The 26,571-nt window shown below is 61.9% G+C and carries 22 protein-coding genes; 18 read left to right on the top strand and 4 right to left on the bottom strand.

Features of this window, described 5'->3' with window-relative positions; translation table 11 throughout:
- Positions 1 to 21: 21 nt before the first annotated feature.
- From malQ to rpsI, 3 genes are all read left to right on the top strand, one after another.
- Positions 22 to 2,187 carry a 4-alpha-glucanotransferase gene (malQ, locus tag EMB92_RS05025; protein WP_150393995.1) on the top strand — a complete coding sequence of 722 codons (2,166 nt, stop codon included), beginning with the start codon at positions 22 to 24 and terminating at the stop codon, positions 2,185 to 2,187.
- 427 nt (positions 2,188 to 2,614) lie between these two features.
- On the top strand, positions 2,615 to 3,064 hold the full coding sequence (rplM, locus tag EMB92_RS05020) for a 50S ribosomal protein L13 (protein WP_043164549.1): 450 nt from the start codon (positions 2,615 to 2,617) through the stop codon (positions 3,062 to 3,064).
- 20 nt (positions 3,065 to 3,084) lie between these two features.
- Positions 3,085 to 3,576, top strand: coding sequence for a 30S ribosomal protein S9 (gene rpsI / locus EMB92_RS05015; RefSeq protein ID WP_150393994.1), 492 nt, complete (start codon positions 3,085 to 3,087; stop codon positions 3,574 to 3,576).
- A 103-nt stretch (positions 3,577 to 3,679) separates the two neighbouring features.
- Here the strand turns inward: rpsI and glgX are convergent, their stop codons facing one another.
- Positions 3,680 to 6,409 carry a glycogen debranching protein GlgX gene (gene glgX / locus EMB92_RS05010; RefSeq protein WP_150393993.1) on the bottom strand — a complete coding sequence of 910 codons (2,730 nt, stop codon included), beginning with the start codon at positions 6,407 to 6,409 and terminating at the stop codon, positions 3,680 to 3,682.
- 228 nt (positions 6,410 to 6,637) lie between these two features.
- Between glgX and EMB92_RS05005 the strand changes: the two genes are divergently transcribed.
- From EMB92_RS05005 to EMB92_RS04975, 7 genes are all read left to right on the top strand, one after another.
- The gene (locus EMB92_RS05005; protein WP_107043985.1) at positions 6,638 to 7,039 is read left to right on the top strand and encodes a VOC family protein; all 402 of its coding nucleotides are present in this window, start codon (positions 6,638 to 6,640) and stop codon (positions 7,037 to 7,039) included.
- Between the two features lie 257 nt (positions 7,040 to 7,296).
- A complete protein-coding gene (locus tag EMB92_RS05000; protein WP_150393992.1) occupies positions 7,297 to 8,610 on the top strand; it encodes an MFS transporter in 1,314 nt (437 codons plus the stop codon).
- Between the two features lie 104 nt (positions 8,611 to 8,714).
- On the top strand, positions 8,715 to 9,755 hold the full coding sequence (locus tag EMB92_RS04995; RefSeq protein WP_043164540.1) for an NAD(P)-dependent alcohol dehydrogenase: 1,041 nt from the start codon (positions 8,715 to 8,717) through the stop codon (positions 9,753 to 9,755).
- Between the two features lie 205 nt (positions 9,756 to 9,960).
- Complete coding sequence (locus tag EMB92_RS04990) at positions 9,961 to 10,872, top strand: helix-turn-helix domain-containing protein (RefSeq protein WP_190973561.1); 912 nt, start codon at positions 9,961 to 9,963, stop codon at positions 10,870 to 10,872.
- 250 nt (positions 10,873 to 11,122) lie between these two features.
- Positions 11,123 to 12,127, top strand: a complete 1,005-nt coding sequence (locus EMB92_RS04985; RefSeq protein ID WP_150393991.1) for a zinc-dependent alcohol dehydrogenase family protein — start codon at positions 11,123 to 11,125, stop codon at positions 12,125 to 12,127.
- Positions 12,128 to 12,224: 97 nt separating this feature from the next.
- Positions 12,225 to 13,604 (top strand): MFS transporter, encoded by a 1,380-nt coding sequence (locus tag EMB92_RS04980; RefSeq protein WP_150393990.1) that lies wholly within the window; start codon positions 12,225 to 12,227, stop codon positions 13,602 to 13,604.
- A gap of 66 nt (positions 13,605 to 13,670) precedes the next feature.
- Positions 13,671 to 14,072 carry a VOC family protein gene (locus tag EMB92_RS04975; protein WP_150393989.1) on the top strand — a complete coding sequence of 134 codons (402 nt, stop codon included), beginning with the start codon at positions 13,671 to 13,673 and terminating at the stop codon, positions 14,070 to 14,072.
- Positions 14,073 to 15,080: 1,008 nt separating this feature from the next.
- On the opposite strand, the gene EMB92_RS11815 is transcribed toward EMB92_RS04975, so the two are convergent.
- Together EMB92_RS11815 and EMB92_RS04970 are read right to left on the bottom strand one after the other, a co-directional pair.
- Positions 15,081 to 15,209: a hypothetical protein gene (locus EMB92_RS11815; RefSeq protein ID WP_258184490.1), complete on the bottom strand. Its 129-nt coding sequence runs from the start codon at positions 15,207 to 15,209 to the stop codon at positions 15,081 to 15,083.
- 133 nt (positions 15,210 to 15,342) lie between these two features.
- On the bottom strand, positions 15,343 to 16,473 hold the full coding sequence (locus EMB92_RS04970) for an ROK family transcriptional regulator (protein ID WP_150393988.1): 1,131 nt from the start codon (positions 16,471 to 16,473) through the stop codon (positions 15,343 to 15,345).
- A gap of 536 nt (positions 16,474 to 17,009) precedes the next feature.
- Here EMB92_RS04970 and adhE point away from each other — a divergent pair.
- Entirely contained in the window at positions 17,010 to 19,742 is a 2,733-nt protein-coding gene (adhE, locus tag EMB92_RS04965; RefSeq protein ID WP_150393987.1) for a bifunctional acetaldehyde-CoA/alcohol dehydrogenase, read from the top strand.
- A 136-nt stretch (positions 19,743 to 19,878) separates the two neighbouring features.
- Here adhE and budA read toward each other — a convergent pair whose 3' ends face one another.
- Positions 19,879 to 20,643, bottom strand: coding sequence for an acetolactate decarboxylase (budA, locus tag EMB92_RS04960; protein WP_043164528.1), 765 nt, complete (start codon positions 20,641 to 20,643; stop codon positions 19,879 to 19,881).
- A 214-nt stretch (positions 20,644 to 20,857) separates the two neighbouring features.
- Between budA and EMB92_RS04955 the strand changes: the two genes are divergently transcribed.
- The 7 genes from EMB92_RS04955 (at position 20,858) to rplB (ending at position 26,568) form a co-directional block, all read left to right on the top strand.
- Positions 20,858 to 22,450 carry an MDR family MFS transporter gene (locus EMB92_RS04955; RefSeq protein ID WP_150393986.1) on the top strand — a complete coding sequence of 531 codons (1,593 nt, stop codon included), beginning with the start codon at positions 20,858 to 20,860 and terminating at the stop codon, positions 22,448 to 22,450.
- 52 nt (positions 22,451 to 22,502) lie between these two features.
- Positions 22,503 to 23,495 (top strand): YwiC-like family protein, encoded by a 993-nt coding sequence (locus tag EMB92_RS04950; protein ID WP_150393985.1) that lies wholly within the window; start codon positions 22,503 to 22,505, stop codon positions 23,493 to 23,495.
- A 261-nt stretch (positions 23,496 to 23,756) separates the two neighbouring features.
- A complete protein-coding gene (gene rpsJ, locus EMB92_RS04945) occupies positions 23,757 to 24,065 on the top strand; it encodes a 30S ribosomal protein S10 (protein ID WP_003827292.1) in 309 nt (102 codons plus the stop codon).
- Positions 24,066 to 24,082: 17 nt separating this feature from the next.
- Complete coding sequence (rplC, locus tag EMB92_RS04940) at positions 24,083 to 24,733, top strand: 50S ribosomal protein L3 (RefSeq protein ID WP_043164521.1); 651 nt, start codon at positions 24,083 to 24,085, stop codon at positions 24,731 to 24,733.
- A gap of 6 nt (positions 24,734 to 24,739) precedes the next feature.
- On the top strand, positions 24,740 to 25,399 hold the full coding sequence (gene rplD, locus EMB92_RS04935; RefSeq protein WP_043164519.1) for a 50S ribosomal protein L4: 660 nt from the start codon (positions 24,740 to 24,742) through the stop codon (positions 25,397 to 25,399).
- A 5-nt stretch (positions 25,400 to 25,404) separates the two neighbouring features.
- Positions 25,405 to 25,701, top strand: a complete 297-nt coding sequence (rplW, locus tag EMB92_RS04930; RefSeq protein WP_043164517.1) for a 50S ribosomal protein L23 — start codon at positions 25,405 to 25,407, stop codon at positions 25,699 to 25,701.
- Positions 25,702 to 25,737: 36 nt separating this feature from the next.
- Positions 25,738 to 26,568, top strand: coding sequence for a 50S ribosomal protein L2 (gene rplB / locus EMB92_RS04925; RefSeq protein ID WP_150393984.1), 831 nt, complete (start codon positions 25,738 to 25,740; stop codon positions 26,566 to 26,568).
- Positions 26,569 to 26,571 lie beyond the last annotated feature (3 nt).

Below are 26,571 nucleotides of genomic sequence, written 5' to 3'. Positions count from 1 at the left end.
GCGGGCGCTACACTTGGAACCATGACAGAGAGAACGGAAAGTGCGGAACGTCTTGAGCGCCCGCTCATTCAGCTGGCCAAGCTTGTGGGCATCGGCACCAGTTATGTCGGCATGAGCAACGATTACCACGAGATCGATGATGACGTCCTCGTGGCGGTGCTTGCCGCCCTCGGCGTCGACGCCTCCAACGACGAGGCGATCGCGCAGTCGAGCAAGCGCATCCGTGATGCGCGTCGCACCCGACTGGTCGCACCGACGCTGCTGCACACGGTGGGTGAGGAGACCCGCATCCCGGTGAATGTCGGCGTGTTCGACATCCCGTCCGCCAAGATCACCTTGGAAGACGGCACGCGCTACCCCGGCAGGATCGCCTACGGTCCCGGCGACGGCTCCAAGGCCTACGTGCTCAACGACAAGTTCATCACCACCGCGGCGCTTATCATCCCTGCGGACCTGCCCGCCGGATACCACACGCTGCACGTCAGCGTGGCCGGTCGCAAGCAGGACGCCACGCTGATCAGCGCCCCGGCGCGAGTCGAGCTGCTCGACCAGATGAAGTACGGCCACCTGTGGGGATGGATGGCCCAGCTGTACTCGATCCGCTCCGCGAACTCGTGGGGCGTGGGCGACTTCGAGGATCTGTCGAATCTGCTGGTGGACTCCAAGAAGCACACGGGCAGCGACTTCATGCTCATCAACCCGGTGCACGCCGCCGAGCCCGTCTCTCCGCTCACCCCGTCCCCGTACCTGCCGATCTCCCGCGGTCTGGTCAACTTCACCTACATCCGTCCCGAGGCGATCGAGGAATACCGGCTGCTCGGCAAGGAGAGCCTTGACCAGATCAACCAGCTGCACGCCACCGTCGAACCGCTCAACGGCGATTCCCAGCTGATCGATCGCGATGCGATGTGGCGCGCCAAGATGCACGCCCTGTGGATCATCTTCAAGGTCGGCCGCAGCCCGGTGCGTCAGCAGGAGTTCGACGATTTCGTGCACGAGGGCGGCGATACCCTCGAGGGCTACGCCACGTGGTGCCTGTGCTACGACAAGTGGGGCGCACCCAGCCGTGAATCGACGAACTGGGAGCAGCGTCTCGACAAGAACTCCGCCGAGGTGGCCGCGCTGCGCCAGCAGTTCCCCGACACGCTCAACTTCTACCGCTGGCTCGAATGGATCGCCTCCCAGCAGCTTGACCGCGCCCAGAAGCGCGCCCGCGAGAACGGCATGCGCATCGGCATCATGGCTGATATGGCCGTCGGCGTCCACCCGCTCGGCTCCGAGGTGTGGTGGAACCCGGAGAGCTTCGCCAAGGGTGCCACCGTCGGCGCTCCGCCGGACATGTTCAACCAGCAGGGCCAGGACTGGAGCCAGCCTCCGCTCAACCCGATCGTGCTGGAGAACACCGGATTCGCCGCCTACCGCAATCTGGTGCACAACATGTTCTCCCACGCCGGTGCCGTGCGCATCGACCACATCCTCGGCCTGTTCCGCCTGTGGTGGGTCCCGGCCGACAAGAAGCCGATCGACGGCGCATACGTCTACTACAACTCCGACATCATGCTCGGCATCCTCGCGCTCGAAGCGTCCCGTGCCGACGGCGTGGTCGTCGGCGAGGATCTGGGCGTCGTGCCGGATTACGTGTCCGATTCGCTCAAGAAGCACGGTCTGCTCGGTTGCGCGGTCGAATGGTTCGAGCAGTTCAACGGCACCTTCCGTGCCCCGGCCGACTGGCGTCCGTACGCGCTCGCCTCGGTCAACACGCACGATCTGCCGCCGGCAGCCGGCTATCTGGAGTTCGAACACGTCAACATCCGCGAACGCCTCGGTCTGCTGACCGGCCCGAAGGAGGACTTCGAACGTTCCGCCAAGGCCGAGCAGGACGCGATGCTCCGCATGCTCGTCGAACAGGGATATCTTGAGGACGCGCTCGCCGAGGACGTCAAGACCAATGAGGCCGCGGTCATCGAGGCGCAGTACCGTGCGCTCAAGGGCTCGCCGTGCAAGCTGCTCGCCGCCTCCATCACCGACGCGGTGGGTGAGAAGCGTGCGCAGAACCAGCCGGGCACCAACAACGAGTACCCGAACTGGCGTATCCCGCTCGCCGACGGCAACGGCAACGTGGTGCCGGTCGAGGGCCTGTTCGCCCGCGTGTCGGTCCAGCGCATCGCCAACATCATGCGCGACTAGCGTCTGCCCCGCCGTCCGGGCAGCTTCGTCCCGGAGCCAGACGGACAAAGGAAAACGGAAACGGAAAACGTCCGATCCTATAGGGTCGGACGTTTTTCGTTCGTCCGGACTTCTGTCCTGCGTCCGATTCTGCGGTATCGGACGTTTCATGTCACGTGCAGAGCCTCTTTTCGTCCGATTCTGCAGGATCGGACGCGCTTCGGCGTGTGTGGCACGCCTCGACACGCCCGGTGCGATGTCATGCCCGGCGATATACTAGTGGATTGTTGTGTTTCCCTAAGGGGTCCTTCAAAGCGCTTTCCCACTCGCCATCGAGGACTTTCAGGGAGCCCACGGATAAAGAGGTCTGAGGCCTCTCGGGCCGCGCGTCTCCTACACGCACGCCGAGCAGCCGAAGCCCGGAACACAATATAGAAAAGGTAGAACAGTGAAGACTTTCACTCCGAAACCAGCCGATCTGACTCATGACTGGTACGTCGTCGACGCCACCGACGTGGTGCTCGGCCGTCTCGCCTCCCAGGTTGCTACCCTGCTGCGTGGCAAGAACAAGCCGACCTTCGCGCCGCACGCCGATTCTGGCAACTACGTTATCGTGATCAACGCTGACAAGATCGCGCTGACCGGCAACAAGATGGGCAAGGAACTCTACGCGCACTCCGGTCGCCCCGGTGGCCTGCGCCGTGACACCTACGCCCAGCTGCTCGCCAACAAGCCCGAGCGCATCATCACCGCTGCCGTCAAGGGCATGCTGCCGAAGAACCGTCTGTCCAAGGTGCAGCTCACCCGCCTGCGTGTCTTCGCCGGCGCCGAGCACCCGCACACCCCGCAGAAGCCGCAGGTCTTCGAGATCCAGCAGGTTTCTCAGCAGGCTAAGTGAACCGAAGGGAGATAGAGAACATGGCTGAAAACACCAACAACTCCGCGGTTCAGGAAACCGAAGAGGAGCTCACCAGCTACACCACCGAGACCAACGCCGGCGCTGGCACCGGCACCTGCGCGATCGAGCCGGGCTACGGCACCGGTCGTCGCAAGGAGGCTGTCGCCCGCGTCCGTCTGGTTCCGGGCTCCGGCAAGTGGACCATCAACGGCCGCACTCTGGAGGAGTACTTCCCCTCCAAGCTGCTGCAGCGTGAGGTCAACTCCCCGATCGTCCTCCTCAAGCTTGAGGGCAAGTTCGACGCTATCGTCCTCGTCGACGGCGGCGGCACCACCGGTCAGGCCGGCGCCATCCGTCTCGGCGTGGCCCGCGCGCTGAACGCCATCGATCGCGACGCCAACCGCGCCGCGCTGAAGAAGGCCGGCATGCTGACCCGTGACGCTCGCGTCGTCGAGCGCAAGAAGGCCGGTCTGCACAAGGCCCGTCGCGCTCCGCAGTTCTCCAAGCGTTGATTTTCGCGCTTGTCGCTGCACACGATACGAAACCCCGTCACCGTTCGTTCGGTGGCGGGGTTTCGCCGTATCAGGGCCCGCGAGATTCGGCGGGCGGACCCGTCTAGTTCAGAAGCTGCTTCATCAGGGTGATGCTCAACGCCGGGAACGTCCAGACATTGTCGTCGGGAATCTCCTCGGGGACCTCTTCGAGGGACTCCTCGGACGCGGAATGCACACTGAGATCGCCCACAGTGGTGTCGTCGGCTTCGACCGAAGTCTCGTCCGAGGCTTCAGCGGCACTTGCACTCGTGGCTTTCACCGGCGTCATGCCGGCATTGCCGCCAGCATCGACGGCCTCTCCGCGAGCCGCCGTCTCGGAACGTTCACCCGATTCATCGTCCGATTCATCGCCCGCAAGCGTGGCGTTTGCGTTCTCTGCGGCCCGCTGCGCCGCTTCGGCCAACGCCACCGCCTTCATATCCGCGTCGAACGCGTCGGTTAGATCTTGCATCTGCTTGGTGGACGGATCGGACTGCATGCGTTCCACCAGCTCGTGAATGTTGCTATCCTCCGGCACGTTGCTCGCCCAGGTCGACTGGTGTTCGCTGAGTCGAAAATCCTGCACGCGCAATCCGTGCCCGGGCAGGTGTCCGGTGCTCTCCGCGGAGCACCACGCCGGAGTCCACGAACTGTCCGACGGCAGGCGGAACTGCCTGTCCTCCGGAACTCCGTTGATGACGATGATCACATCGGTTTCGCTCGCGTCGAGCAGCTGCATCGCGAAGCTGCGCTGCCCCAGATCGAACCAGTCGCGTTCCATCGGCGTCGTACCATCCGGCAGGAACCATTGGATGCGGCTGGACGGCTTGAGCAGTCCCAGCTGGGTCAGACGCGTGAAGAACCCCTCCTGATGGTAGAGATCCAGCGACTTGCGCAGCGAGATGAGCTTGGAGACGGTCTCGAGGCGATGCATGTGCCAGTTCTTCTCCGGCGTGTACAGCCAGTCCCATTTCAGATAGCTGATCGGGCCGTCCTGACAGTACGCGTTGTTGTTGCCGGCCTGCGAATTGCCGTATTCGTCTCCGGCGAGCATCATCGGCGTGCCGAGGCTCAGCAGCAGCGTGCCGAGCATGTTCATCGCCGCGCGTTCGCGCCGGGCGATGATCGTCATGTCGTCCGTGCGGCCCTCCACGCCGAAGTTCGTGGAGTTGTTCACGTTCGAACCGTCGTTGTTGTTTTCGCCGTTCGCCTCGTTGTGCTTGTTCGTGTAGCGGGTCAGATCGGTGAGCGTGAATCCGTCGTGGCAGGAGACGAAGTTGATCGACGATGCGGCGCCACGCCCGGGATCAGTGGCGAACAGGTCGGCCGATCCGCACAGTCGGGTCGCCATCTCCTGCATGCCAATGCGCCCGACGCGGCCGCCGCCAGCTACGTCGGTGAGCCAGAACTGTCGCGTGGTGTCGCGGAACCGGTCGTTCCATTCGGCGAACGGCAGGGAGAACTGTCCGGTGCGCCAGCCGAGATTGCCCAAATCCCACGGCTCCATGATGAGCTTGAGATTGCCGAGCAGCAGGTCGGAGCGCAGCGCGTACAGGAACGGGTGATGCTGCGTGAACTCGCCATTGAGTCTCGCGAGCGAGACGCCCAGATCGAAGCGGAATCCGTCGATGCCGATGCGCTTGGCCCAATAGCGCAGCGAGTCGATGGCGAAGGTCACGACGTGCGTGTTCGTGAAGTCGAACGTGTTGCCGCAGCCGGTCGTATCCTCCAGCCGGCCGATGTTGTTCTTCTGCCGGCGATAGTAGGAGATCGCGTCGAGGCCGCGCCAGCACACGGTCGGCCCCTCGATGCCGCCCTCGCACGAATGGTTGTAGACGACGTCCATGAGCACTTCGAAACCGGCTTCGTGCAGTGCGCGCACCATGTGCAGCACCTCCTCGCGCACCGCCTCGGCGCCCTTCTCCTGCGCCGCCTTCGTGGCGTAGGACGGTTCCGGCGCGAAGAATCCGAGCGTGTTGTAGCCCCAGTAGTTGACCCGCCCACGCTCCTGAAGGAAGACCTCGTTCTGCTTGGCCTGGATCGGCAGCAGTTCGATCGAGGTGACACCGAGACCCTGCAGATAGGCCAGCGTGGTCGGATGGGCGAGTCCGGCGTAGGTGCCGCGCAGCTCCTCGGGCAACCAGGGAGCCTGCGCGGTGAAGCCCTTGACGTGCAGCTCGTAGATGACGGTCTTGCTCCACGGGATGTGTGGATGCTCGGGATCCTTGTCGTGCTTGCGCTCGTCGCGGTCGTCGATGGCCACGGAGATCGGCATGTGTCCCAGCGAATCGACGGTGCTCATCGCGCCGAAGGCGGATCCGTTGACGCGATCGTCCTTGATCTCGCATTCATAGGAGAACGCGGCGGGGGAGAGCTCCATCTTCCCGTCGATGCCCTTCGCATACGGGTCGAGCAGCAGCTTGTACGGGTTGAATCGCACGCCGTGACGCGGATCCCACGCGCCGTCGACGCGGAAGCCGTAGTGCATGCCGCTCCACGCCTTGGGAATGTGCACGTACCACAGGCCGTAGTTCGGCCCCTCCATGCGGAAGAGGGTCTCGCGTACGTACTGGTCCTCGATCAGACGCGTGCAGACGGGGAATTCGTGGATCTGATCGACGAACGACACTCCCGGCATGTCGAATAGACGGATCGAATCCTGATAGAAGGCGGAGGGATCATCCAACGACTCGATGACGCTCAACCAGACCTGATCGGCGGTTTCGGAACGGACGATGACGTCCGCGCCGCCGTCCTCAGTGAAGTAGAAGCCAGGGCGGGTGGCGAAACGATGCAGCGATGGATTTCTCATACAGCCATTGTAGACGTGACCATTTACTCCCGATCGTTTCCCCCAAAATCCGGTGGGACCGCCCGGAGTCGTCCCCGTGAAATCGTCATGAGGGATACGGGGTCGTCGGATGAATGTCTGGTAGATTGAGCCGTTGATCGTTTTGTTGTTCGGTTTCATCGTCTGCACGGCGTTGCGCACGAATCGCGCGTTACACTGGAACCGGCCAACGATGCAAAGGAGAATCATATGGCAAAGAAAATGACCGAATTCACCACCGACCTCCAGCACTCCGGCATGATCGCCAAGGATCTGGACGAGACCATCAAGTTCTACACCGAGGTGCTCGGCTTCGAACTGGTCGGCGTCTATCCGAACGGCGAGAACCGTTGCGCGTTCCTGCGCTACGGCCACCTGACCATCGAGACCTGGGAGGGTGAGGAGGCGCCGATGCAGGCTGGTGCCATCAACCACTGGGCGTTTGACACCCCGGACATCGAGGCCGCGTGGGCCAACGCCAAGGAGCTGGGTCTCGAGACCCGCGAGGACGAGATCGCCTCGATCCCGACCTTCTGGGACAAGGGCATTCGCTACTTCAACGTCTTCGGCCCGAACCGCGAGACCATCGAGTTCTGCCAGATCGTCAAGTAGCTTCGATTCACTCCCCCATCGACTGATCCTTCAACCAACAACGGCGGACGGCCGGCATCCCCACACTCTGGGCATGTCGGCCGTCCGCCGTTTAGTCATACTCCTTTCTGTGATTCCGGCTTACAAGAAAGTATCAATTGTTGCCGATTGTCACGGAGAAAGACCGTGATTATTCGCTGGAAAATATAACTAACGCTCCAAAGACGAGCGGAAGTTGACAGTGATGTTGTATATGTTCTTGCAGGTAAGGAGAACGCATGGCACAGGGGCTTATGCGAAAGCTGTTGCCGGGATTCTTGGCGATAGCGGTATTCATGACAGGCGATGGTTTCGAATTGACGTTCCTGTCGAAATATGTGGTGGATCAGGGGTTCTCATCGGCGCAGGCGTCATTGATGTTCACCCTGTACGGTCTGGTGGCGGCGCTTGCCGGCTGGTCGTCCGGCGTGCTGGCCGAGTTGTTCGGAGCTAAGCGCATCATGATCGTCGGCGCTGGATCCTGGATCCTGCTGCATCTGGTGTTCATCAGCGTCGCCCTCCCGAGCCACCTCTATCCGTTGATGCTGGGTACGTACATGCTGCGCGGCATGGGGTATCCGCTGTTCATCTACTCGTATGTAGTGCTGTTGGCGCAGACCGTCGATCCAGGCAAACTCGCGTCTGCCATGGGATGGTTCTGGACTGCCTATTCATTCGGCATCGGTGTATTCGGCGCTTACCTGCCTGCATTCATCACACCGGTGATCGGTGAGTACTACTCGCTGTGGTTGTCTCTGCCGTTCGCCATCGTTGGCATGCTGATCTGCATCATGTTCGTGCCGACGACAGCCAACGTCGAACTTGAGACGATGAGCACGGCCGATAAGCTGCGTGAACTTTCCCGCGGTGTGACCATCCTCAAGGACAATCGTCAGATTGCCTTCGCCGCCGTGCTACGTGTCATTTGCAACTTGACTTTGTACGGATTCCCGGTCATCATGCCCCTCTATCTCTCCACTCACACCAATGGTGGTGGCGCATGGTTCAAGGTCACCGAATGGTCGACGATCTGGGGACTGCTGTTCGTGGTCACCGTATTCGGCAACGTGTTCTGGGGTCGTATGGGAGACCGTTTCGGATGGATGCGGCAGATGCGTTGGTGGGGATGCTGGCTCTCCGCGATCGGTACCCTTGCCATGTACTACGTTCCACAGTTCCTTGGACATAATCTGCCGGCGATGTACGCATGCGCGGTCGTACTTGGTCTGGGCATTTCGGCGTTCGTTCCCATGGGAGCTGTATTCCCTGCATTGGAACCCGACCACAAGGGTGCCGCCGTTTCCGCCCACAATCTCGCGTCGGGTCTGACGACCTTCTGCGGCCCGTTCATCGCCACGCTGCTGCTGGAAACCGTGGGATTCGCCGGAGTGTGCTGGGCGTATGCGATCTGCTATATCGGAGGATCCGCTATTTCGCTGTGGATTCGCCCCCGGCAGCCTGGGTTCGATGAACGCGGCCGTCGCGTCGCGGTCAAGGAGCCTGTGGCCGACGCCGACCCGATGATCATGGTCGCGGCTCCGCAGACCGTCTGACCTCGCGTATAGGCGCGGATGGTCAAGTCGACGAGCCGATACTCAACGAAGCTAATACTCGACAAACCAACAACCAACAAACCAACAACACAAGGAGAAACATCATGAAGGCAGTGGTTCTGGAGAAGAAGGGCGTGATCAACGTTCGCGAGGTCCCGGATGTGCAGGCGCCCGGCCCCGGTGAGCTGCGCATCGCACCGCATACCGTGGGCGTGTGCGGATCCGATCTGCACTACTACACGCATGGCCGAGTCGGCAAATACGTTGTCGAGAAGCCGATGATCCTTGGACATGAGGCCGCGGGCACCGTGTTGGAGGTCGGTCCCGGCGTCACTGGATTCAAGCCGGGCGATCGTGTCGCTCTCGAGCCGGGCATCCCGGATATGACCTCGCGTGCGAGCCGTCTGGGCATGTACAACGTCGATCCGGCCGTCCGTTTCTTCGCCACTCCGCCGATTGATGGTTGCCTGTGCGAGGAGGTCGTCCACCCCGCCGCCTTCACCTACCATCTGCCTGATACCATGAGCTACGGCGAAGGCGCCCTGCTCGAGCCGACCGCCGTGGGTATGTGGGCTGCCACCAAGGCCCGTATCAAGCCTGGTGATGTGTGCGTGGTCACCGGTTCCGGCACCGTCGGTATGCTGACCGCGTCCGCGGCGCTCGCCGGTGGCGCGTCCAAGGTGCTCGTCTCCGATGTCTCTGCCGTCAAACTCGGCATCATCGGACAGATTCCCGGCATCATCCCCGTCGATCTGACCAAGGAGGATCTGGTCGAACGGGTCCGTGAGGAGACGGCCGGATGGGGTGCCGACGTGGCGTTCGAATGCTCCGGCGCGCCGAAGGCGTATGAGACCTTCTGGAAGCTCATCGCTCCTGGTGGCTGTGCCGTCTTGGTAGGCATTCCAGTCAATCCGGTGTCCATCGACATCACCGAGTTGCAGGCCACCGAGGTGCGTATCGAGAACATCTTCCGCTATGCGAACGTGTATCAGAAGGCCATTGATCTGGTCGCCAGCGGCAGGTTGAACCTCAAGCCCTTTATCACCGACACGTTCGCGATGGACGATGCCAAGGCGGCCTTCGATCGCATGGACGAGGGGCGTCCGGGAGACATCAAGCTGCAGATCACGGTCGATCATCGTTGATGTGTCGAATGTCGTCCTTTTGGGCGCTGTCTCTTTGACGGTGGGTGAAACGGAGTCCGAGTGTCCATTCGGTTGACGGTGATCACCAAAAAGATTCCAGTTGGTGTTCGCCGTCGCCGGTCGACGCTCGAACTCCGTTTCGTCATATGCAGGGCGTACGCCGACAATATATAAGCTGTGGATCAGCGGAGTGAGGAGGTTGGCTGTGACTGGTTCGGAAGGATTCGTCTCGTCGGGTACAGGTGCGGGTGCCGGTTCTGGTTCCCTGGAGGTCATTGTTCCTGATGCCGGTGCGGCGATTCGATGGGCGTGCCATGGCTATCCGAATTCATTGGCGAAATGGCATTACCATCCCCAATTCGAGATCCACCTGATTCGTGAGGGGACCGGTCAGCTGATGGCCGGTGACGGGCTGTTGCCATTCGAGCCGGGGCATGTGGCGTTGATAGGCTCCAATTTGCCGCATAATTGGCTTTCCGATCTCATGCCAGGGGAGCGGCTGGTGAACCGTGATGTGTTATGCCATGTCAGACCGCAGACCATTCGTATGCTGTCGTCGGCGTTCCCCGAAACCTCCGGTTTCGAGCAGGTGCTGCGGCGGGCGTCCCACGCGCTGGTCCTTTCCGGGGGATCGGCCCGTGACGTCGCTGATGTGCTGGTGGGGATGGGTGATCATTCGCCATCTCGGCGTGTGGCCGATTTGATCACCATGCTTTCGGTCTTTGAACAGGCTCCTGCGGGTGAGAGCCGAACCGTGGTCACTCCGGAATACAACCCGGCAGTGGCGGTGGGCGCCGAAAGCGGCGTCAATGCCGCGATCACTTATATTTCAGCGCATCTTGACGATGTGAGTCTGGAAGGTGCCGCCAACGCCGCATCGATGAGCGTGTCCACGTTCTCACGCTTCTTCAAACGTGTGGCGGGTGTCGGGTTCGCCGACTTTGTACGACGTCTGCGGGTCGGTCGCGCCTGTCGCATGCTGATTTGCACGGACATGCCGATCTCTCGTATCCAGCGGATCAGCGGCTATGACAACGCCTCTAATTTCAACCGTCGTTTCCGTGATGAAACCGGCATGACCCCTTCAGCGTATCGGAAGATGCACGCGATGCGGTGATGGATTTCTCATGCAGCCGTTGTTGGTGTGACGTGGTCAGTGGTACGTCACGCCCGAACGGTGAAGTGCGGGGTGCATTGAACTTACGACACGCCGGTGTGAACTTGTTTTAGAAAATAGATTTGCAAAACAGTGCTAAGGAAGTTATAGTATGAATCAACACCCCGCAAGGAAAGCGGGATGACAACCGAACGTCGCACCATATTCGACAACACGTCTTCGTAGTGGAAGGCGGTAGAAAGGAACCATCATGAAGGCACTCGTGCTCACCGGCGTCAAGCAGTTTGAGATCCAGGACCTGCCCACCCCCGAGATCGCCCCGGACGAAGTGCTCGTCAACACCGCGTACGCCGGCGTGTGCGGCACCGACCACGACCTGTATGCGGGTCGTCCCGGTTCCGCGGCTGCCGTCCCGCCCATCGTCCTTGGCCATGAGAACTCCGGCATCGTCGCAGCGGTCGGACCGGACGTGACGAACGTAAAGCCTGGTGACCGCGTCGCCGTAGATCCGAATATCTACTGCGGGCAGTGTGACTACTGCCTTACCCAGCGCCCCGAACTGTGCGACCATCTCTCCGCGGTCGGTGTGACCCGCGACGGCGGCCTCGCTGAGCAGTTCACTGCCCCGGCTTCCGTGGTCTACAGGTTGCCGGACAACGTCTCCCTCAAGGACGCCGCCGCCATCGAGCCGATCTCCTGCGCCGTGCACGGCGTCGATCTGCTCAAGCTGCGTCCCTACCAGAAGGCGCTGGTCATCGGAGACGGGTTCATGGGCCAGCTGTTCGTCCAGATCGTGCAGGCCTACGGCGTACATCAGGTTGACCTCGCGGGTATTTTCGACGATAAGCTCAAGCGCAATCAGGAGCTGTTCGGCGTGAAGACCGTGTACAACACCACGCGCGAGTCCATCCCGGAGGAGTCCTACGACGTGATCATCGAGGCCGTGGGCCTGCCGACCACGCAGGCGCAGGCTGTGGCGGCTGCGCGCAAGGGCGCCCAGGTGCTCATGTTCGGTGTCGGGCCGCAGGAGGCGCACTTCGAGATGAACACCTATGACATCTACAAGAAGCAGCTGACCATCCAGGGTTCCTTCATCAACCCGCTCACCTTCAAGGACGCCATCAGCCTTCTCGAATCCGGCAAGGTGGACGTCGCGCCGCTCATCAGCCACGAGCTCGGGCTCGGCGAGGTCCAGGACTTCCTCGACGGGAAGATCAAGGGCGTTTCCAAGGCCGTCGTCAAGCTGGGCGACTGAGCTCCATCATACTTGGCCGCCGGTTTCCCTTTCCCGGCGGCCATCGCTCCCTGTGAGAGACCCACATTCGACAATGACGTTCCTGTAAGGGTTATCTATGATTCAGTTCTTTGAACAATTCGGAATTCCTCGTGCGCTGCTGCTTGGATTCCTCGCCGTGGCCATCTTTATGACAGGTGATGGATTCGAGCTCACCTTCCTGTCCAAATACATGGTCGATCAGGGCTTCACCGCCGCGCAGGCGTCCGGTCTTGTCACTGTTTACGGCCTGTTTGCCGCACTTGGCGGATGGACGGCCGGCGTGCTTGCCGAGATGTTCGGCGCCCGTCGCGTCATGATGTTCGGCGCCTGCTGGTGGATCGGCGTCCATCTGGTGTTCCTCGCCTTGGCGTTGCCGAGCGGCGTCTACCCGTTCATCCTGTCCGTCTACGCGGTGCGTGGTATCGGCTACCCGCTGTTTATCTACAGCTTCGTGGTACTCATGGCGCAGTACATCAGTCCCTCGCGCCTCGCCTCGGCCACCGGATTCTTCTGGACGTGCTTCTCGTTGGGCATCGGCGTGTTCGGCGCTTACCTGCCGAGCTTCATCATGCCGCACTTCGGCGAATACCGGACCTTCTGGTTCGCGCTGCCGTTCTCCATCGTCGGCACCGTCATGTGCTTCCTGGTCGTACCGAAGAACAAGATCGTCAAAGGAGAGGGGCTGAGCACCAGGGAAAAATTGAAGGAACTTACCGACGGTGCCACCATCCTGTTCACCAACCGCAAGATCGCCGTCTGCGCCATCATCCGCATCATCAACAATCTGCTGCTGTATGGTTTCCCGGTCATCATGCCGCTCTACCTGTGCACCACGAAGTATGGCGGCATCAACATCTTCAAAACCGAGGAGTGGATGCGCATCTGGGGCTTTGTGTTCGTCGTCACCCTGATCTTCAACACATTCTGGGGCTGGTTCATGGATCGCTTCGGATGGGTGTGGCCGATGCGCTGGTTCGGCTGCGGCGTGCTCGCCGTCGGATCCGTCGCCTTCTACTACATCCCGCAGTGGTTCGGTGCGAACGCGGCGATGATGATCGTCGCATCCATCATCGTCGGCATCGGCACCTGCGCGTTCTCCTGCCTGCCGACCATCATGACGCTCGAGGCCCCGGGCAAGCAGGGCGCAGCCCTTTCCGCCTACAATCTGGCCGCAGGCCTGACCACGTTCGTCGGTCCCGGCATCGCCACGGTTCTTCTGCCGTCGATCGGCATCGAAGGCATCTGCTGGACGTATGCAGCGCTGTACGTGGTGGCGTTCCTGCTCACCTGCACTCTGCATCCGAAGCAGCCCGGCTTCGACGAGAAGGGGCATCGCACCACGGACGAAGAATCGGCCGATGATGAGACGGTGGAGACATCCGCCGACCTCGTCTCCGATATGCGTCCGGTCGAGGTGACCGTGGCGGCAAGCCGTTCCACGGTGGACCTCGTCTGAACACGGGACCGGTGCGATATTTTGGACCTATCGATTCGATCACATTCAATTCAAAGGAGAACTATCATGACCAAGCCTATGACCGCATTCACCACTGATTTCCAGCATTCCGGCATGATCGCCCGGGATCTGGACGAGACCATCGCCTTCTACCGTGAGAAGCTCGGCTTCGAACTTGCCGGTCTTTATCTGAACGGCGGGAACCGCTGCGCGTTCCTGCGCTACGGCCACCTGACCATCGAGACGTGGGAGGGTGAGGAGGCCCCGATGGCCGCCGGCGCCATCAACCACTGGGCGTTCGACACCCCGGACATCGAGGCAGCGTGGGAGAACGCCAAGGAACTGGGGCTCAGATTCAAGGAGACCGGGATCCAATCGATCCCCACGTTCTGGAAGAAGGGCATCCGCTACTTCAACATCTACGGTCCCAACGGCGAGACCATCGAATTCTGCGAGATCGTCAAGTAGACGTCAAGTAGATTTGTGAGGCTTCTGCTGTTTTCGTGGGTTGGTTGGTGGGTTGGGGTAGTCGGATGTCGAGGCCGCCGCATCTGAGCGTGGCTGGGGCAATAAGGTTGCCAACGTGGCGGATGCCGTAGGCCATGTGGATGATGACCTTGATCCGGTTGCCGGACACACCGAACATCCAGTGCTTCAACTCGGCCCCGGCCCGCACGATGGGGGTGTTCGAGCGGGTTGCGCAAGAGTTGCCTGAGCTGCCGAGCCCAGTAGAGCCGTCCCCTGTCACGTCTGGTGCGTCCCCCCGTTCGCCTTGCCCGCCCGCCTCGCGGGGTTCAACGCGAAAACCATGGGGAATCATGCTGAGTCCCCCGGATTCGCGGGACTCAACGCGATTATGGGCGATTTCGTCGCTGAGTCCCGCGGGCTTGAACGCCCGCCCTACGCCCGCCTGTCGGCCGCGGAAGAGGAATCATTGGAATTCCGCCGTTTTGAGGCGATGCTGACGTGTCGCTTCCGGCCCGGTGCCGGTGTGGGAAGGTGTGGCCGCGGGACTCAGCGCGACAATCGCGGAAAATCGCCCTGAGTCCCTCGGATTCGCGGGACTCAGCGCGACAATCGGCTTTCGCTGCGCTGAATCCCCCGCAGACTGTCGAAACGGACCACAGGGGAGCGCGCAGATCGGCGGAACAATCCGGGAATCAAGCATTGGATGCCGCCGTTCGGCAATGAAAAGATTTGTTGGTTGCACATGTCGGCCGGTATGCGCCTCACGCATGCCGGCCGTTTCGCGTGAAGTGGCGTGAAACGGTTCGAAATAGGTGTTCGGGATAAGCTCGGGGTGTGGCGCGTGGTGTGGAAAGTGAGACCGGACGCCATTGTCCGATTCTGCTGTGCATCGTGATCGATCGCGGTGGTGCCGCGGTGGTGTCGGGTCGATGCAGCTCCCGATGCCGGCTTGTTATGTGTGATGATGAATCGATCAGATCGATGGTGTTTTCTGACGTCTTTCGGGACTCAGCGCTTCTCGATGGCCTCGATGGCGTTGAGGGTGGACTCGCTGTAGCCTGCCTGGGCGAGGGCGTTCACGCCGCTGACCTCGAGTCCGCGAAGCACGGCCGCCATGATCTTCTTCTTGTTCAACATGATTGGTTCCTTTCCGTTGTTTGCATCCTAGGATGTGATCGGCCGGTGTCTTCGGTCGTCGGTGACAGCGTAACGCTTGACCGCGACTTATATGAATTGTTTTTCAAAAACGTAATTGCATTACTAATCGAATCTATTCGCTGCAGATTCCGTCCAGATAGGTCTCGACATAGCGCAATGCCGCGCCGATGATGTTCTGATCCTCCGCGCAGTGGCTGCGGCGTAACGTGAACCGTTCGGTGCCGAACGGTGTGTGATCGACGACCCGTCGTTTGAGATCGTCGATGTCATCGTCCTCCAGATACTGTGCCGCCTCGCCGCCGACGATCACATCCCCGGCGACGACCGACCGCGCGTTGACGATCGCCTGCGTCACATAGTCGAGCCATTCGTCCATGCGCTCGCGGTGATGCCGTTCGCCCTGTTCGAGCACGCTGAAGAATCCGGGAATGGATTCGTGGTCCTCTGGCAGCGATTCCGGTGAGCAGTAAGGGTCCATGCACCCGCGCTGGCCGCAGTAGCATTCGCGTCCTCCCGGCACGAGCGTCATGTGCTCGATCGCTCCGTTGCACAGGTTCGGTCCCTGGTTCAGCTTGCCGTCCACGATCACCGCGCCACCGGGGCGTCGTTCGAGGTAGATGCACACGGCGTCGGTGATCGTCTTGTCGAACCACAGTTCCGCCATGGCGGAGGCGTCGGAGTCGTGAATCATCATGCATGGACGGTGTATGGACTGTGCGATGGTGTCGAGCGTAAGCCCAGTGTTGTGCATGATATTGCCGAAGACGATCGTGCTTCCGTCGTGGCAGATGATGCCTTGAATCGCAAAGGATACGCCAAGCACGGGGCCGTGCCGCTTCTCGACATCCGCCGCGAAGTTCTCGATGATGCCGCCGATGCGCTGGTAGTAGGCGTTCATGTTGCGGTAGGGGAGTGTGCGGCTGAAACGCTCGACGACGGTGCCGGCGAGGTCCACTGCGCACATGCGTACCTCGTTTGCCCGCATGGTCACGCCGATCGCGGTACGGTGGTCCGGATTGAACTCGTACGCCTGCGCCTTTCTACCACCTGTCGACTCGCGAAGGTCGCCTTTGCGGATGATATCGTCCTGTTCGAGGGCGCGCAGGTTCTGCGTGATGGTGGGCAGGCTCAGTCCCAACTCGCGTTCCAGCTCCTGCTTGGTGACGTGATTGTGCGCGTACAGGTATTGAGTCATCGCCTTGCGGTTGTGCGCTTTGACCGCCGTCGATGGCATCGCCCTCATGTGGTGACCTCCGCTGTGATGTCGTTCTATCCTTCGTTGGTGCAGCCATTATACAAGATTACTTTGTAAAAGCGTGTTCTCGTTCGTTGGAAGGGGATGTTCGGGGTGCAGGGCGGTAGGTGTAGGTTTCGATGAGTCGGGGACTGTGAGTCGTCGTTGACTGCCTAACTTTTTGCAATTGGCTTTCTTGAATTGTGAATGAACTGTATACATTTAGAAAACCTTTTTCTAAAAGATGCCGTGGGCAATGTTTGTTTCTTGTGGTTGAATTATCAAAAAATGAACAAAAGGCATCAATATGGAGCTGTTTTTTTGATTTTGTGAGGCTTTTAGAACAGGAAATAACAAAATTCTCTCATAAACTCCCATGAAACGCCGACGATTTTGTGCGTATGCGCCACTGCGTGGTCTTCGATATATTGTGACCTAGGCCACATGCGGATGGTCGTGCGCCGGAATCGACGGGCGAGACCCGCATGCTGGAGATGTCCATATACATGACATGTTGTGCAAATACCACCGATCGAGGAGGATTCATGGCAGACGCTAAGAAGGCCGACACCCCCACCAAGCCGACTCCGGAGGAGAAGCAGGCGGCGGCCGAGGCTGAGGTTGATGCGCTGGTGAAGAAGGGCCTGAAGGCCCTGGCGGAGTTCGAGAAGCTGGATCAGAAGCAGGTCGACCACATCGTCGCGAAGGCGTCGGTCGCGGCGCTGAACAAGCATCTGGTGCTGGCGCGCATGGCGGTCGAGGAGACCGGCCGTGGTCTGGTCGAGGACAAGGCCACGAAGAACATCTTCGCGTGCGAGCACGTCACGAACTACATGGCGGGTCAGAAGACCGTCGGCATCATCCGCGAGGACGACGTGATGGGCATCGACGAGGTCGCCGAGCCGGTGGGTGTGGTCGCGGGCGTGACCCCGGTGACGAACCCGACGTCGACCGCGATCTTCAAGTCGCTGCTGGCGTTGAAGACCCGTTGCCCGATCATCTTCGGCTTCCACCCGGGCGCCCAGAAGTGCTCGGTCGAGGCCGCGCGCATCGTGCGTGACGCCGCGATCGAGGCGGGCGCTCCCGCGGACTGCATCCAGTGGATCGAGCACCCGTCGATCGAGGCAACCGGCGCGCTGATGAAGCATGACGGCGTGGCCACGATTCTGGCGACCGGCGGCCCGGGCATGGTCAAGGCCGCGTACTCGTCCGGCAAGCCGGCCTTGGGCGTGGGCGCAGGCAACGCGCCGGCCTATGTCGACTCCGACGTGGACATCGTGCGCGCCGCGAACGACCTGATCCTGTCCAAGCACTTCGACTACGGCATGATCTGCGCCACCGAGCAGGCCATCATCGCCCGCAAGGACGTGTATGCGCCGCTCGTCAAGGAATTGAAGCGCCGCAAGGCCTACTTCGTGAACGCCGACGAGAAGGCCAAGCTCGAGCAGTACATGTTCGGCTGCACCGCGTTCTCCGGTGGCACGCCGAAGCTCAACTCCGTGGTGCCGGGCAAGTCCCCGCAGTACATCGCCAAGGCCGCCGGCTTCGAAATCCCCGAGGACGCGACGATCCTGGCCGCCGAATGCGCGGAGGTGTCGGATAACGAGCCGCTGACCCACGAGAAGCTCGCCCCGGTGCAGGCCGTGCTCAAGGCCGACAACAAGGAGCAGGCGTTCGAGATGTGCGAGGCTATGCTCAAGCTGGGCGCCGGCCACACCGCCGCTATCCACACCAACAACCAAGACCTCGTGCGCGAGTACGGCCTGAGGATGCACGCGTGCCGCATCATCTGGAACCAGCCGAGCTCGCTGGGCGGCATCGGCGACATCTACAACGCGATCGCCCCGTCGCTGACCCTGGGCTGCGGCTCCTACGGCGGCAACTCGGTGTCCGGCAACGTGCAGGCCGTGAACCTGCTCAACATCAAGCGCATCGCCCGGAGGAACAACAACATGCAGTGGTTCAAGATCCCGCCGAAGACGTACTTCGAGCCGAACGCCATCAAGTACCTGCGTGACATGTTCGGCATCGAGAAGGCCGTCATCGTGTGCGACAAGGTCATGGAGCAGCTCGGCGTCGTCGACAAGATCATCGACCAGCTGCGCGCCCGCGCGAACAACGTGACCTTCCGCATCATCGACTACGTCGAGCCGGAGCCCTCGGTCGAGACGGTCGAGAAGGGCGCGGAGATGATGCGCGAGGAGTTCGAGCCGGACACGATCATCGCGGTCGGCGGCGGCTCGCCGATGGACGCGGCCAAGATCATGTGGCTGCTCTACGAGCACCCGGAGATCAGCTTCGGCGACGTGCGCGAGAAGTTCTTCGACATCCGCAAGCGCGCGTTCAAGATCCCGCCGCTGGGCAGCAAGGCCAAGCTCGTGTGCATCCCGACCTCGTCCGGCACCGGCTCGGAGGTCACGCCGTTCGCGGTGATCACGGACCACAAGACCGGCTACAAGTACCCGATCACCGACTACGCGCTGACCCCGTCGGTCGCGATCGTCGACCCGGTGCTTGCGCGCACCCAGCCGCGCCGTCTGGCCTCGGACGCCGGCTTCGACGCGCTGACCCACAGCTTCGAGGCGTACGTGTCGGTGTACGCGAACGACTTCACCGACGGCATGGCATTGCACGCGGCCAAGCTGATCTGGGAGAACCTGGCCGAGTCGGTCAACGGCGAGCCGGGTCTGGCCAAGACGGTCGCGCAGGAGAAGATGCACAACGCGGCCACGATGGCCGGTATGGCGTTCGGCTCCGCGTTCCTGGGCATGTGCCACGGCATGGCCCACACGATCGGCGCCCTGTGCCACATCGCGCACGGCCGTACGAACTCGATCCTGCTGCCGTACGTGATCCGCTACAACGGTCAGGTGCCCGAGGAGCCGACGAGCTGGCCGAAGTACAACAAGTACGTGGCCGACGAGCGCTACCGCGACATCGCCCGCAACCTGGGTGTCGACACCGGCAAGACCCCGGCCGAGGCCGTGGAGAACCTGGCGCGCGCGGTCGAGGACTACCGCGACAACAAGCTCGGCATGAACAAGAGCTTCCAGGAGTGCGGCGTGGACGAGGACTACTTCTGGAGCGTGCTCGACCAGATCGGCATGCGCGCCTACGAGGACCAGTGCACGCCGGCCAACCCGCGCATCCCGCTGATCAACGACATGAAGGACATCGCCATCGCCGCCTACTACGGCGTCAGCCAGGCCGAAGGCCACAAGCTGCGCGTCGAGCGCGAAGGCGAAGCCGCCACGGAGGAAGCCTCCGAGCGCGTCTGAGTCGAGTCTGCCAGATCGCAGGCTGAGATGAGCTGATCATCGGATGAGCTGATCATCCACCGAAACAGGGTCGGTTCCCGAACATCAATCGGGAGCCGACCCTGTTGCCGTATGGTTGCCGTAAGTCCGCGTGCTTCTAGCGGTGCGTGTCGCCCTCCGCGTGCGTGATCGCCTCGCCGATGTTGTCCTGACTGAAATCGTGATTGCGGTAGTCGGGATTGTCCACCGGCAGGTGCGTGACCAGCGTGTCGAACACCTGACTCAATATCTCACCGCGCTCCAGCACCGCATCGAGCACATGTCCGCCGATCGAATGGTCGTCGGCGAGGAAATGCTCATGGAATCCGGCCACCGCGGCGCCATGGAACATGACGGGGGAGAAGTAGCCGAGCATCACGCCGCGCACGTCATGGCCCAGGAAGATCGCCTGACGGTCGGCCACCTCCTCCAGCGTGGGGTATGGGGCCTGCTGCTTGATGACCGCGCGTGTCTTGATGAAGCTGAACGTGCCGCGCACGATCACCGAGAAGAACGTGTTCGCGCGTCCGTTCGCCTCCACGATGCGCCGGTTGAGCTCCTCCAGACCGATATCGCTGCGCTCGCACTGGTATTGGAACGCCGCGCGATGGATGTTCGCGAACGGCAGCGTCAGGTCATCGGGAACCGCTTCGACCGCGCCGGTGCGTCCGACCTTCCACGCCTTGCCGTCAAGTACGATGATCTCGCCGTCGAGTCCCTCGCCGGTGCCGATACCGGTGTCGCCATGGGTGAGCAGTTCGCCCATCGTGGTGGTGCCCTCCAGAAGGCCCGGCACCAATAGCGCCAGTGTACCGTGCTGATAGAGGACGTTCGCCCTATGCTCGTGGATCGGCTCGATGGCCTTGCCTTTGAGTTCGCTCACAATTCGTAATATAAAGGTCTCGCGATTCGTCCCTCAAGACCTCGCGCAACGCAATGGACGTGACTTGTCTCACATGCTTGTCCGCACTCATGCCCGTGGCGTAATCCCCTGTAACGGTACAGAGGTGGGTATAGCGTATCCGAGTGCTTTTGAGGGGTGTCCGACAAGAACGTCGGTGCAATCCCGGTGCGGCACGGGAAGAAGTATGCGGCATATGGCAACCAAGCGCGGTATCGATACGGTGCTCACCAGCGAGGAATCGTACGTCGACGGCAAACTCACGCACACGGCGTTCGTCTCCCTCGCGATCCTCACGTTCATCACGTTCGTCGGCAACTTCACCCAGCTGCAGCTGAGTGCGGCCCTGCCGTCGATCGTCGACGAGTTCGGCGTCAACGTCACCACCGGCCAGTGGCTCACCTCCGTCTTCCAGCTCGTGATGGGAGTGATGGTGCCGCTGACCGCGTTTCTGACCCGTCGCTTCTCCACGCGTCAGATCGTCATCGTGTCGATGGCGGTGTTCACGCTCGGTTCGGTATGCGCGTGGCTTGCCCCGTCCTTCCTGATCCTGCTGCTCGGCCGTGTGCTCGAGGCGATAGGCACAGGAGTCATGTGGCCGGTGCTGCAGATCACGGTCTTCTCCATCTATCCGCTGTCCCGCCGCGGCGCCGCGATGGGCATGGTCGGCATCGCGATGAGCGTCGCCCCGGCCATCGGACCGACGCTCGGCGGCCTCCAGACCGACGCGAACGGATGGCGTTCGATCTTCCTGACCCTGACTGCCATCGGTGCGATCTCCCTGATCGCGGCGTGCCTGTGGCTGCACAACTTCGGCGAGCACGACGCGGCCGCCCGCGCCGACTTCTTCTCCGTGGCCCTGTCGATCTTCGGTTTCGGTGGATTGATGTTCGGCTTCACGAACATCGAGAACTATCCGTTCAACAACCCGATGGTGTGGGGGTCGATGCTCGTCGGCGTCATCGGCATCATCTGGTTCGTGGTACGCCAGATCCGTCGCGCTCATATATATAAGGAGTACGCCAAGGAGTACGCCAAGGAACACGTCACGCGGGAAGCCGCCGCGTCCGCCGGCGCACGTTCCGCAAACACTCCCGAACCGCCGCTGCTTGACCTCGGCGTCCTGAAGAACCGCTCGTTCACCGTCGGCACGGTGACCGCCTCGCTCGCGTTCTTCGCGTTCAGCTCGATTCTGGTCATCATGCCGCTGTACATCCAGAACGATCGCGGCTTCTCCGCGACGATGAGCGGACTGATCATGCTGCCCGGTGCGATCGGCCAGTGCATTTCCCAGCTGTTCGGAGGCAAGGCCCTCGACCGTTTCGGCGCACGCCCGGTCGCCCTGTTCGGCGCGATCGTGCTCACCCTCGGTACCATCGGCATGAGCCTGATCTCCTCCGATACGTGGATCTGGTGGGTATCGATCTGCCAGTTCATCCGCCAGATCGGCATGGGATCGCTGCTGATGCCGATCACCACCTGGTCGCTCAACTGCCTCGAGCCCGGGGAGATCTCCGCGGGATCCTCCGTGACGAACACGGTCCGACAGGTCGCCGGCGCGATGGGCGCGCCGATCCTCATCATCCTCATGGAGACGTTCACCGCAGTCCGCCACGCCGCGGGCGTCGACGCGGTCACCGCCAACATCTTCGGCATCCAGTGGGCGCTGCGCATCTCCGCCGCGATCTGCTTCGTCATGGTGATCCTCGTGCTCGTCGGCGTGCGAGGCGACGGCGCCGGCTCCACCCGCGAAGCCACCCGCCGCGCCCTCTCCCGCATGCGTCACTAGGTCACTGTGATTTCGCGGAGCGGGTCTGAGGGGTAGTGCATGGTTGGAGCCTATGACTACCAGACACACCTATCGCACGCGACGCGCGTCGACCATCAGAACGTGGATCCCCGATCAGCCCGGCGCATGGGCCATGGTCTTGTCTCCTGCACTGTCCGGACTCATCGTGGGTGGCGCGAACATCGATTCCGTCTGGCTGTTCGTGGCATGGACCCTGTGCTACTGCGTGCAGTTCACCGCATCCCGGTGGCTGAAATCGCGGATGTCGCGCCGTTATCTCAAGCCGATGCTGGGATATCTGACGGCATTGGCCATCGTCGGACTGCCGTTCGTCATCACCCGACCGGGCATCATGCGATGGGCTCCCATATATATGGTGCTGGCCGCGCTGTCGCTCCTCGCCGCGTGGACGCGGCGCGAACGTTCGCTGTGGGGCAACGGCGTCGCCGTCACCGCCTCGTCGCTGATGGCCGCCGTCGAGACGTCGTTCGGTACGCGCAACATCGCCGGGGCGGCTTGCGCCGTCATCAACGGCTCCCTCAATCGGTTCCTCGGCGATGGCTCGTCGACGGTTGTGGCGGCGGCTGGCAGATGCGAGACGTCGATCAACGCGGGCATGGATGCCGTCCGTTCGCTGCCCGTGCCGGGGGATTGGTGGAACGCGTATTCGCTGCCGATCGTCGGCGTGCTGCTGGCGGCGCTGTTCGCCGTCGTTCAGTTCGGTTCGGTCCTGTTCGTCAAAACGATGATCCGCGAGCGTGGCAAGCGATCATATGTGACGGCGTCGTGGATCTGGCACGGCGTGATGCTGCTCGGGGCGGGTGGCACCGCTGGCGTCTCGGTCTCGCGGGGGTGGGATCGTCTCGACGCGGCGAGCGTGCTGCTGGTGGTGCTGGTCGTGTGGCTGCTCGCCCGCGCCGTTGTATTGCCGATTCTCGGTCGATTCAGGCCTCTGAAGCCGTTGATCGCAGGCGTCACGGAGATGATGTCGACGGTGCTGACCTTCGCCCTGTCGCTCACGCTCGGTCTGCCGTTGACCATGTGAATCGCGACACGCCGAGACATCCGTCCTGATGATTTAGTCCGGCCTCGATGCTTAGATAAACAAGTTGCCTGATTTGGGCTCGCACATTTGGAAATAACAAAGCGAGCACGGGGCCGGAACCATCCACTTGGTTTCGGTGGGCCGTGCACTGATGTCGGATGACCGCCAGAGGACGTATGTCCAAGGGAGGCCATGCGCGCCGGTGCCCTTAAGAAGCAGGCTGGTAAACAGTACACGAATCGCTAGAAAGGGCGGACGGCAATGGCGGGACAGAAAATCCGCATCAGGCTTAAGTCCTATGACCACGAGGTCATCGACCAATCGGCGAAGAAGATCGTCGAAACGGTGACGAACGCGGGCGCAACTGTTGTTGGCCCCGTTCCGCTGCCGACCGAGAAGAACGTTTTCTGTGTTATTCGTTCTCCTCATAAGTACAAGGATTCTCGCGAGCACTTCGAGATGCGCACGCACAAGCGCCTCATCGACATCGTGGACCCGACCCCGAAGGCCGTGGATTCCCTGATGCACATCGATCTGCCTGCGGACGTCAACATCGAGATCAAGCTGTAAGGGAGGAGGGAACCACTATGTCGCAAAGGAACGATTGCAAGGCTCTGCTGGGCAAGAAGATCGGCATGTCTCAGGTCTGGGACGAGAACGGTTTCTTCGTCCCCGTCACGCTGGTGGACGTTTCCACCAACGTGATCACGGCCATCAAGACCGATGAGACCGACGGCTACACCGCCGTCCAGATCGGCTACGGCCAGATCGATCCGACCAAGGTGACCAAGCCGCTCGCCGGCCACTTCGCCAAGGCCGGTGTCACCCCCCGTCGTCACCTCGTCGAGGTGCGCGAGGACAACGCCACCGAGTACACGGTCGGTCAGGAACTGACCGCCGAGCTCTTCGCCGAGGGTACCGAGGTCGATGTGACCGGCACCACCAAGGGCAAGGGCTTCGCTGGCACCATCAAGCGCTGGGGCTTCAAGTCCTACCGCCGTTCCCACGGCTCTCACAAGAACGAGCGTCGCCCCGGTTCCGTCGGCGCGTGCGCTACCCCGGGCCGTATCCTCAAGGGCAAGCGTATGGCCGGCCGCATGGGTCATGTGACCGCCACCGCGCAGAACCTCACCGTCGTCTCCGCTGATGTCGAGAACGGCATCCTCGCCATCAAGGGCGCCATTCCGGGCCCGAAGGGCGGCATCGTTCTCGTCCGTTCTGCGGTGAAGGGAGCCTGATAAACCATGGCAAACGTTACTCTGAACGTCACTGACAACGCCGGCCAGAACGCGGGCACCGTCGAGGCCCCGGCCGAGCTCTTCGGCATCTCCGCCGAGGACGTGCAGGCGCACGTCCCGCTGATCCACCAGGTCGTCGTGGCCCAGCTGGCCGCTGCCCGTCAGGGCACCCACGCCACCAAGACCCGCGCCAACGTTTCCGGCGGCGGCAAGAAGCCGTGGAAGCAGAAGGGCACCGGTCGTGCGCGTCAGGGCTCCATCCGCGCGCCGCAGTGGTACCACGGTGGTGTCGTGTTCGGCCCGCAGCCGCGCAACTACGCGCAGCGCACCCCGAAGAAGATGAAGGCCGCCGCTCTGCGCTACGTGCTGTCCGACCGCTTCAACGCCGGTCGCGTCGCCGTGGTCGACTTCGGCATCGGTGAGACCCCGTCCACCAAGGCCGCCGTCGCCGCTCTGACTCCGGTCACCAACGACAAGTTCACCACCGTCGTGTTCACCCGCGACAACGTGAACGAGTGGCTGTCCGTGCGCAACATCCCGACCGTTCATCCGATTTTCGTCGATCAGCTCAACACGTACGACGTGGTCACCGCGCAGTACGTCGTCTTCACCAAGGAGGCCCTCGAGGCCTTCGTCGCGGCGAAGACCGAGCCGAAGGAGGCCTGATTTTCATGGTCGCTATTCACAAGCCGGCACACGACGTCATCCTTAAGCCCGTCGTCTCCGAGAAGAGCTACGCCAACTCCGATCGCGGCCAGTACACCTTCGTGGTGGCCCCGTCCGCGAACAAGGTGCAGATCAAGCAGGCTATCGAAGAGATCTTCAATGTCAAGGTGACGAGCGTCAACACCCTCAACCGCGCTGGCAAGAAGCAGCGCACCCGCACCGGTTTCGGCCGTCGCGTCAACGAGAAGCGCGCGATCGTGACCGTCGCCGAGGGCCAGACGATCGACATCTTCGGTAACTGAAGGCTAGCCGAGAAAAGTTAAAGGAAGAACTATATTATGGCTATCCGCGTTTATAAGCCGACGACCGCAGGCCGCCGTAACGCGTCCGTCTCGGACTTCGCCGAGATCACGCGCTCCACGCCTGAGAAGTCGCTGGTTCGCAAGCTGTCCAAGACCGGTGGTCGCAACTCCTACGGCCGCATGACCTCCCGCCACCGCGGCGGTGGCCACAAGCGCCAGTACCGTCTCATCGACTTCCGTCGTTGGGACAAGGACGGCGTGCCCGCCAAGGTCGCCCACATCGAGTACGACCCGAACCGTACCGCCAACATCGCCCTCCTGCACTACGCCGATGGCGAGAAGCGCTACATCATCGCGCCGAAGGGTATCAAGCAGGGTGACGTCATCGAGACCGGTGCCCAGGCCGATATCAAGCCGGGCAACAACCTGCCGCTGAGGAACATCCCGACCGGTACCATCGTGCACGCGATCGAGCTCCGCCCGCTGGGTGGCGCCAAGATCGCCCGCTCCGCCGGTGCCGCCGTTCAGCTCGTCGCCAAGGACGGTGCGTTCGCCCAGCTGCGTATGCCGTCCGGTGAGATCCGCAACGTCGACGCGCGCTGCCGCGCCACCGTCGGCGAGGTCGGCAACGAGGACCACGCCAACGTCCAGCTCGGCAAGGCCGGTCGCGCTCGTTGGATGGGCAAGCGCCCGATCACCCGTGGTGAGTCCATGAACCCGGTCGACCACCCGCACGGCGGTCGTACCCGCGGTGGCAAGCCGCCGGTTTCCCCGTGGGGCAAGGGCGAGGTTCGTACTCGTCGTCCGAAGAAGGCCTCGAACAAGATGATTGTTCGTCGTCGTCCGAATGGCAAGAACCGCAAGTAAGGA

This window comes from Bifidobacterium callitrichos, from assembly GCF_008698085.1.
Taxonomy (GTDB): domain Bacteria; phylum Actinomycetota; class Actinomycetes; order Actinomycetales; family Bifidobacteriaceae; genus Bifidobacterium; species Bifidobacterium callitrichos.
The sequence above is the reverse complement of the archived record's forward strand: the minus strand, read 5'-3'. Positions and strand labels throughout refer to the sequence as shown.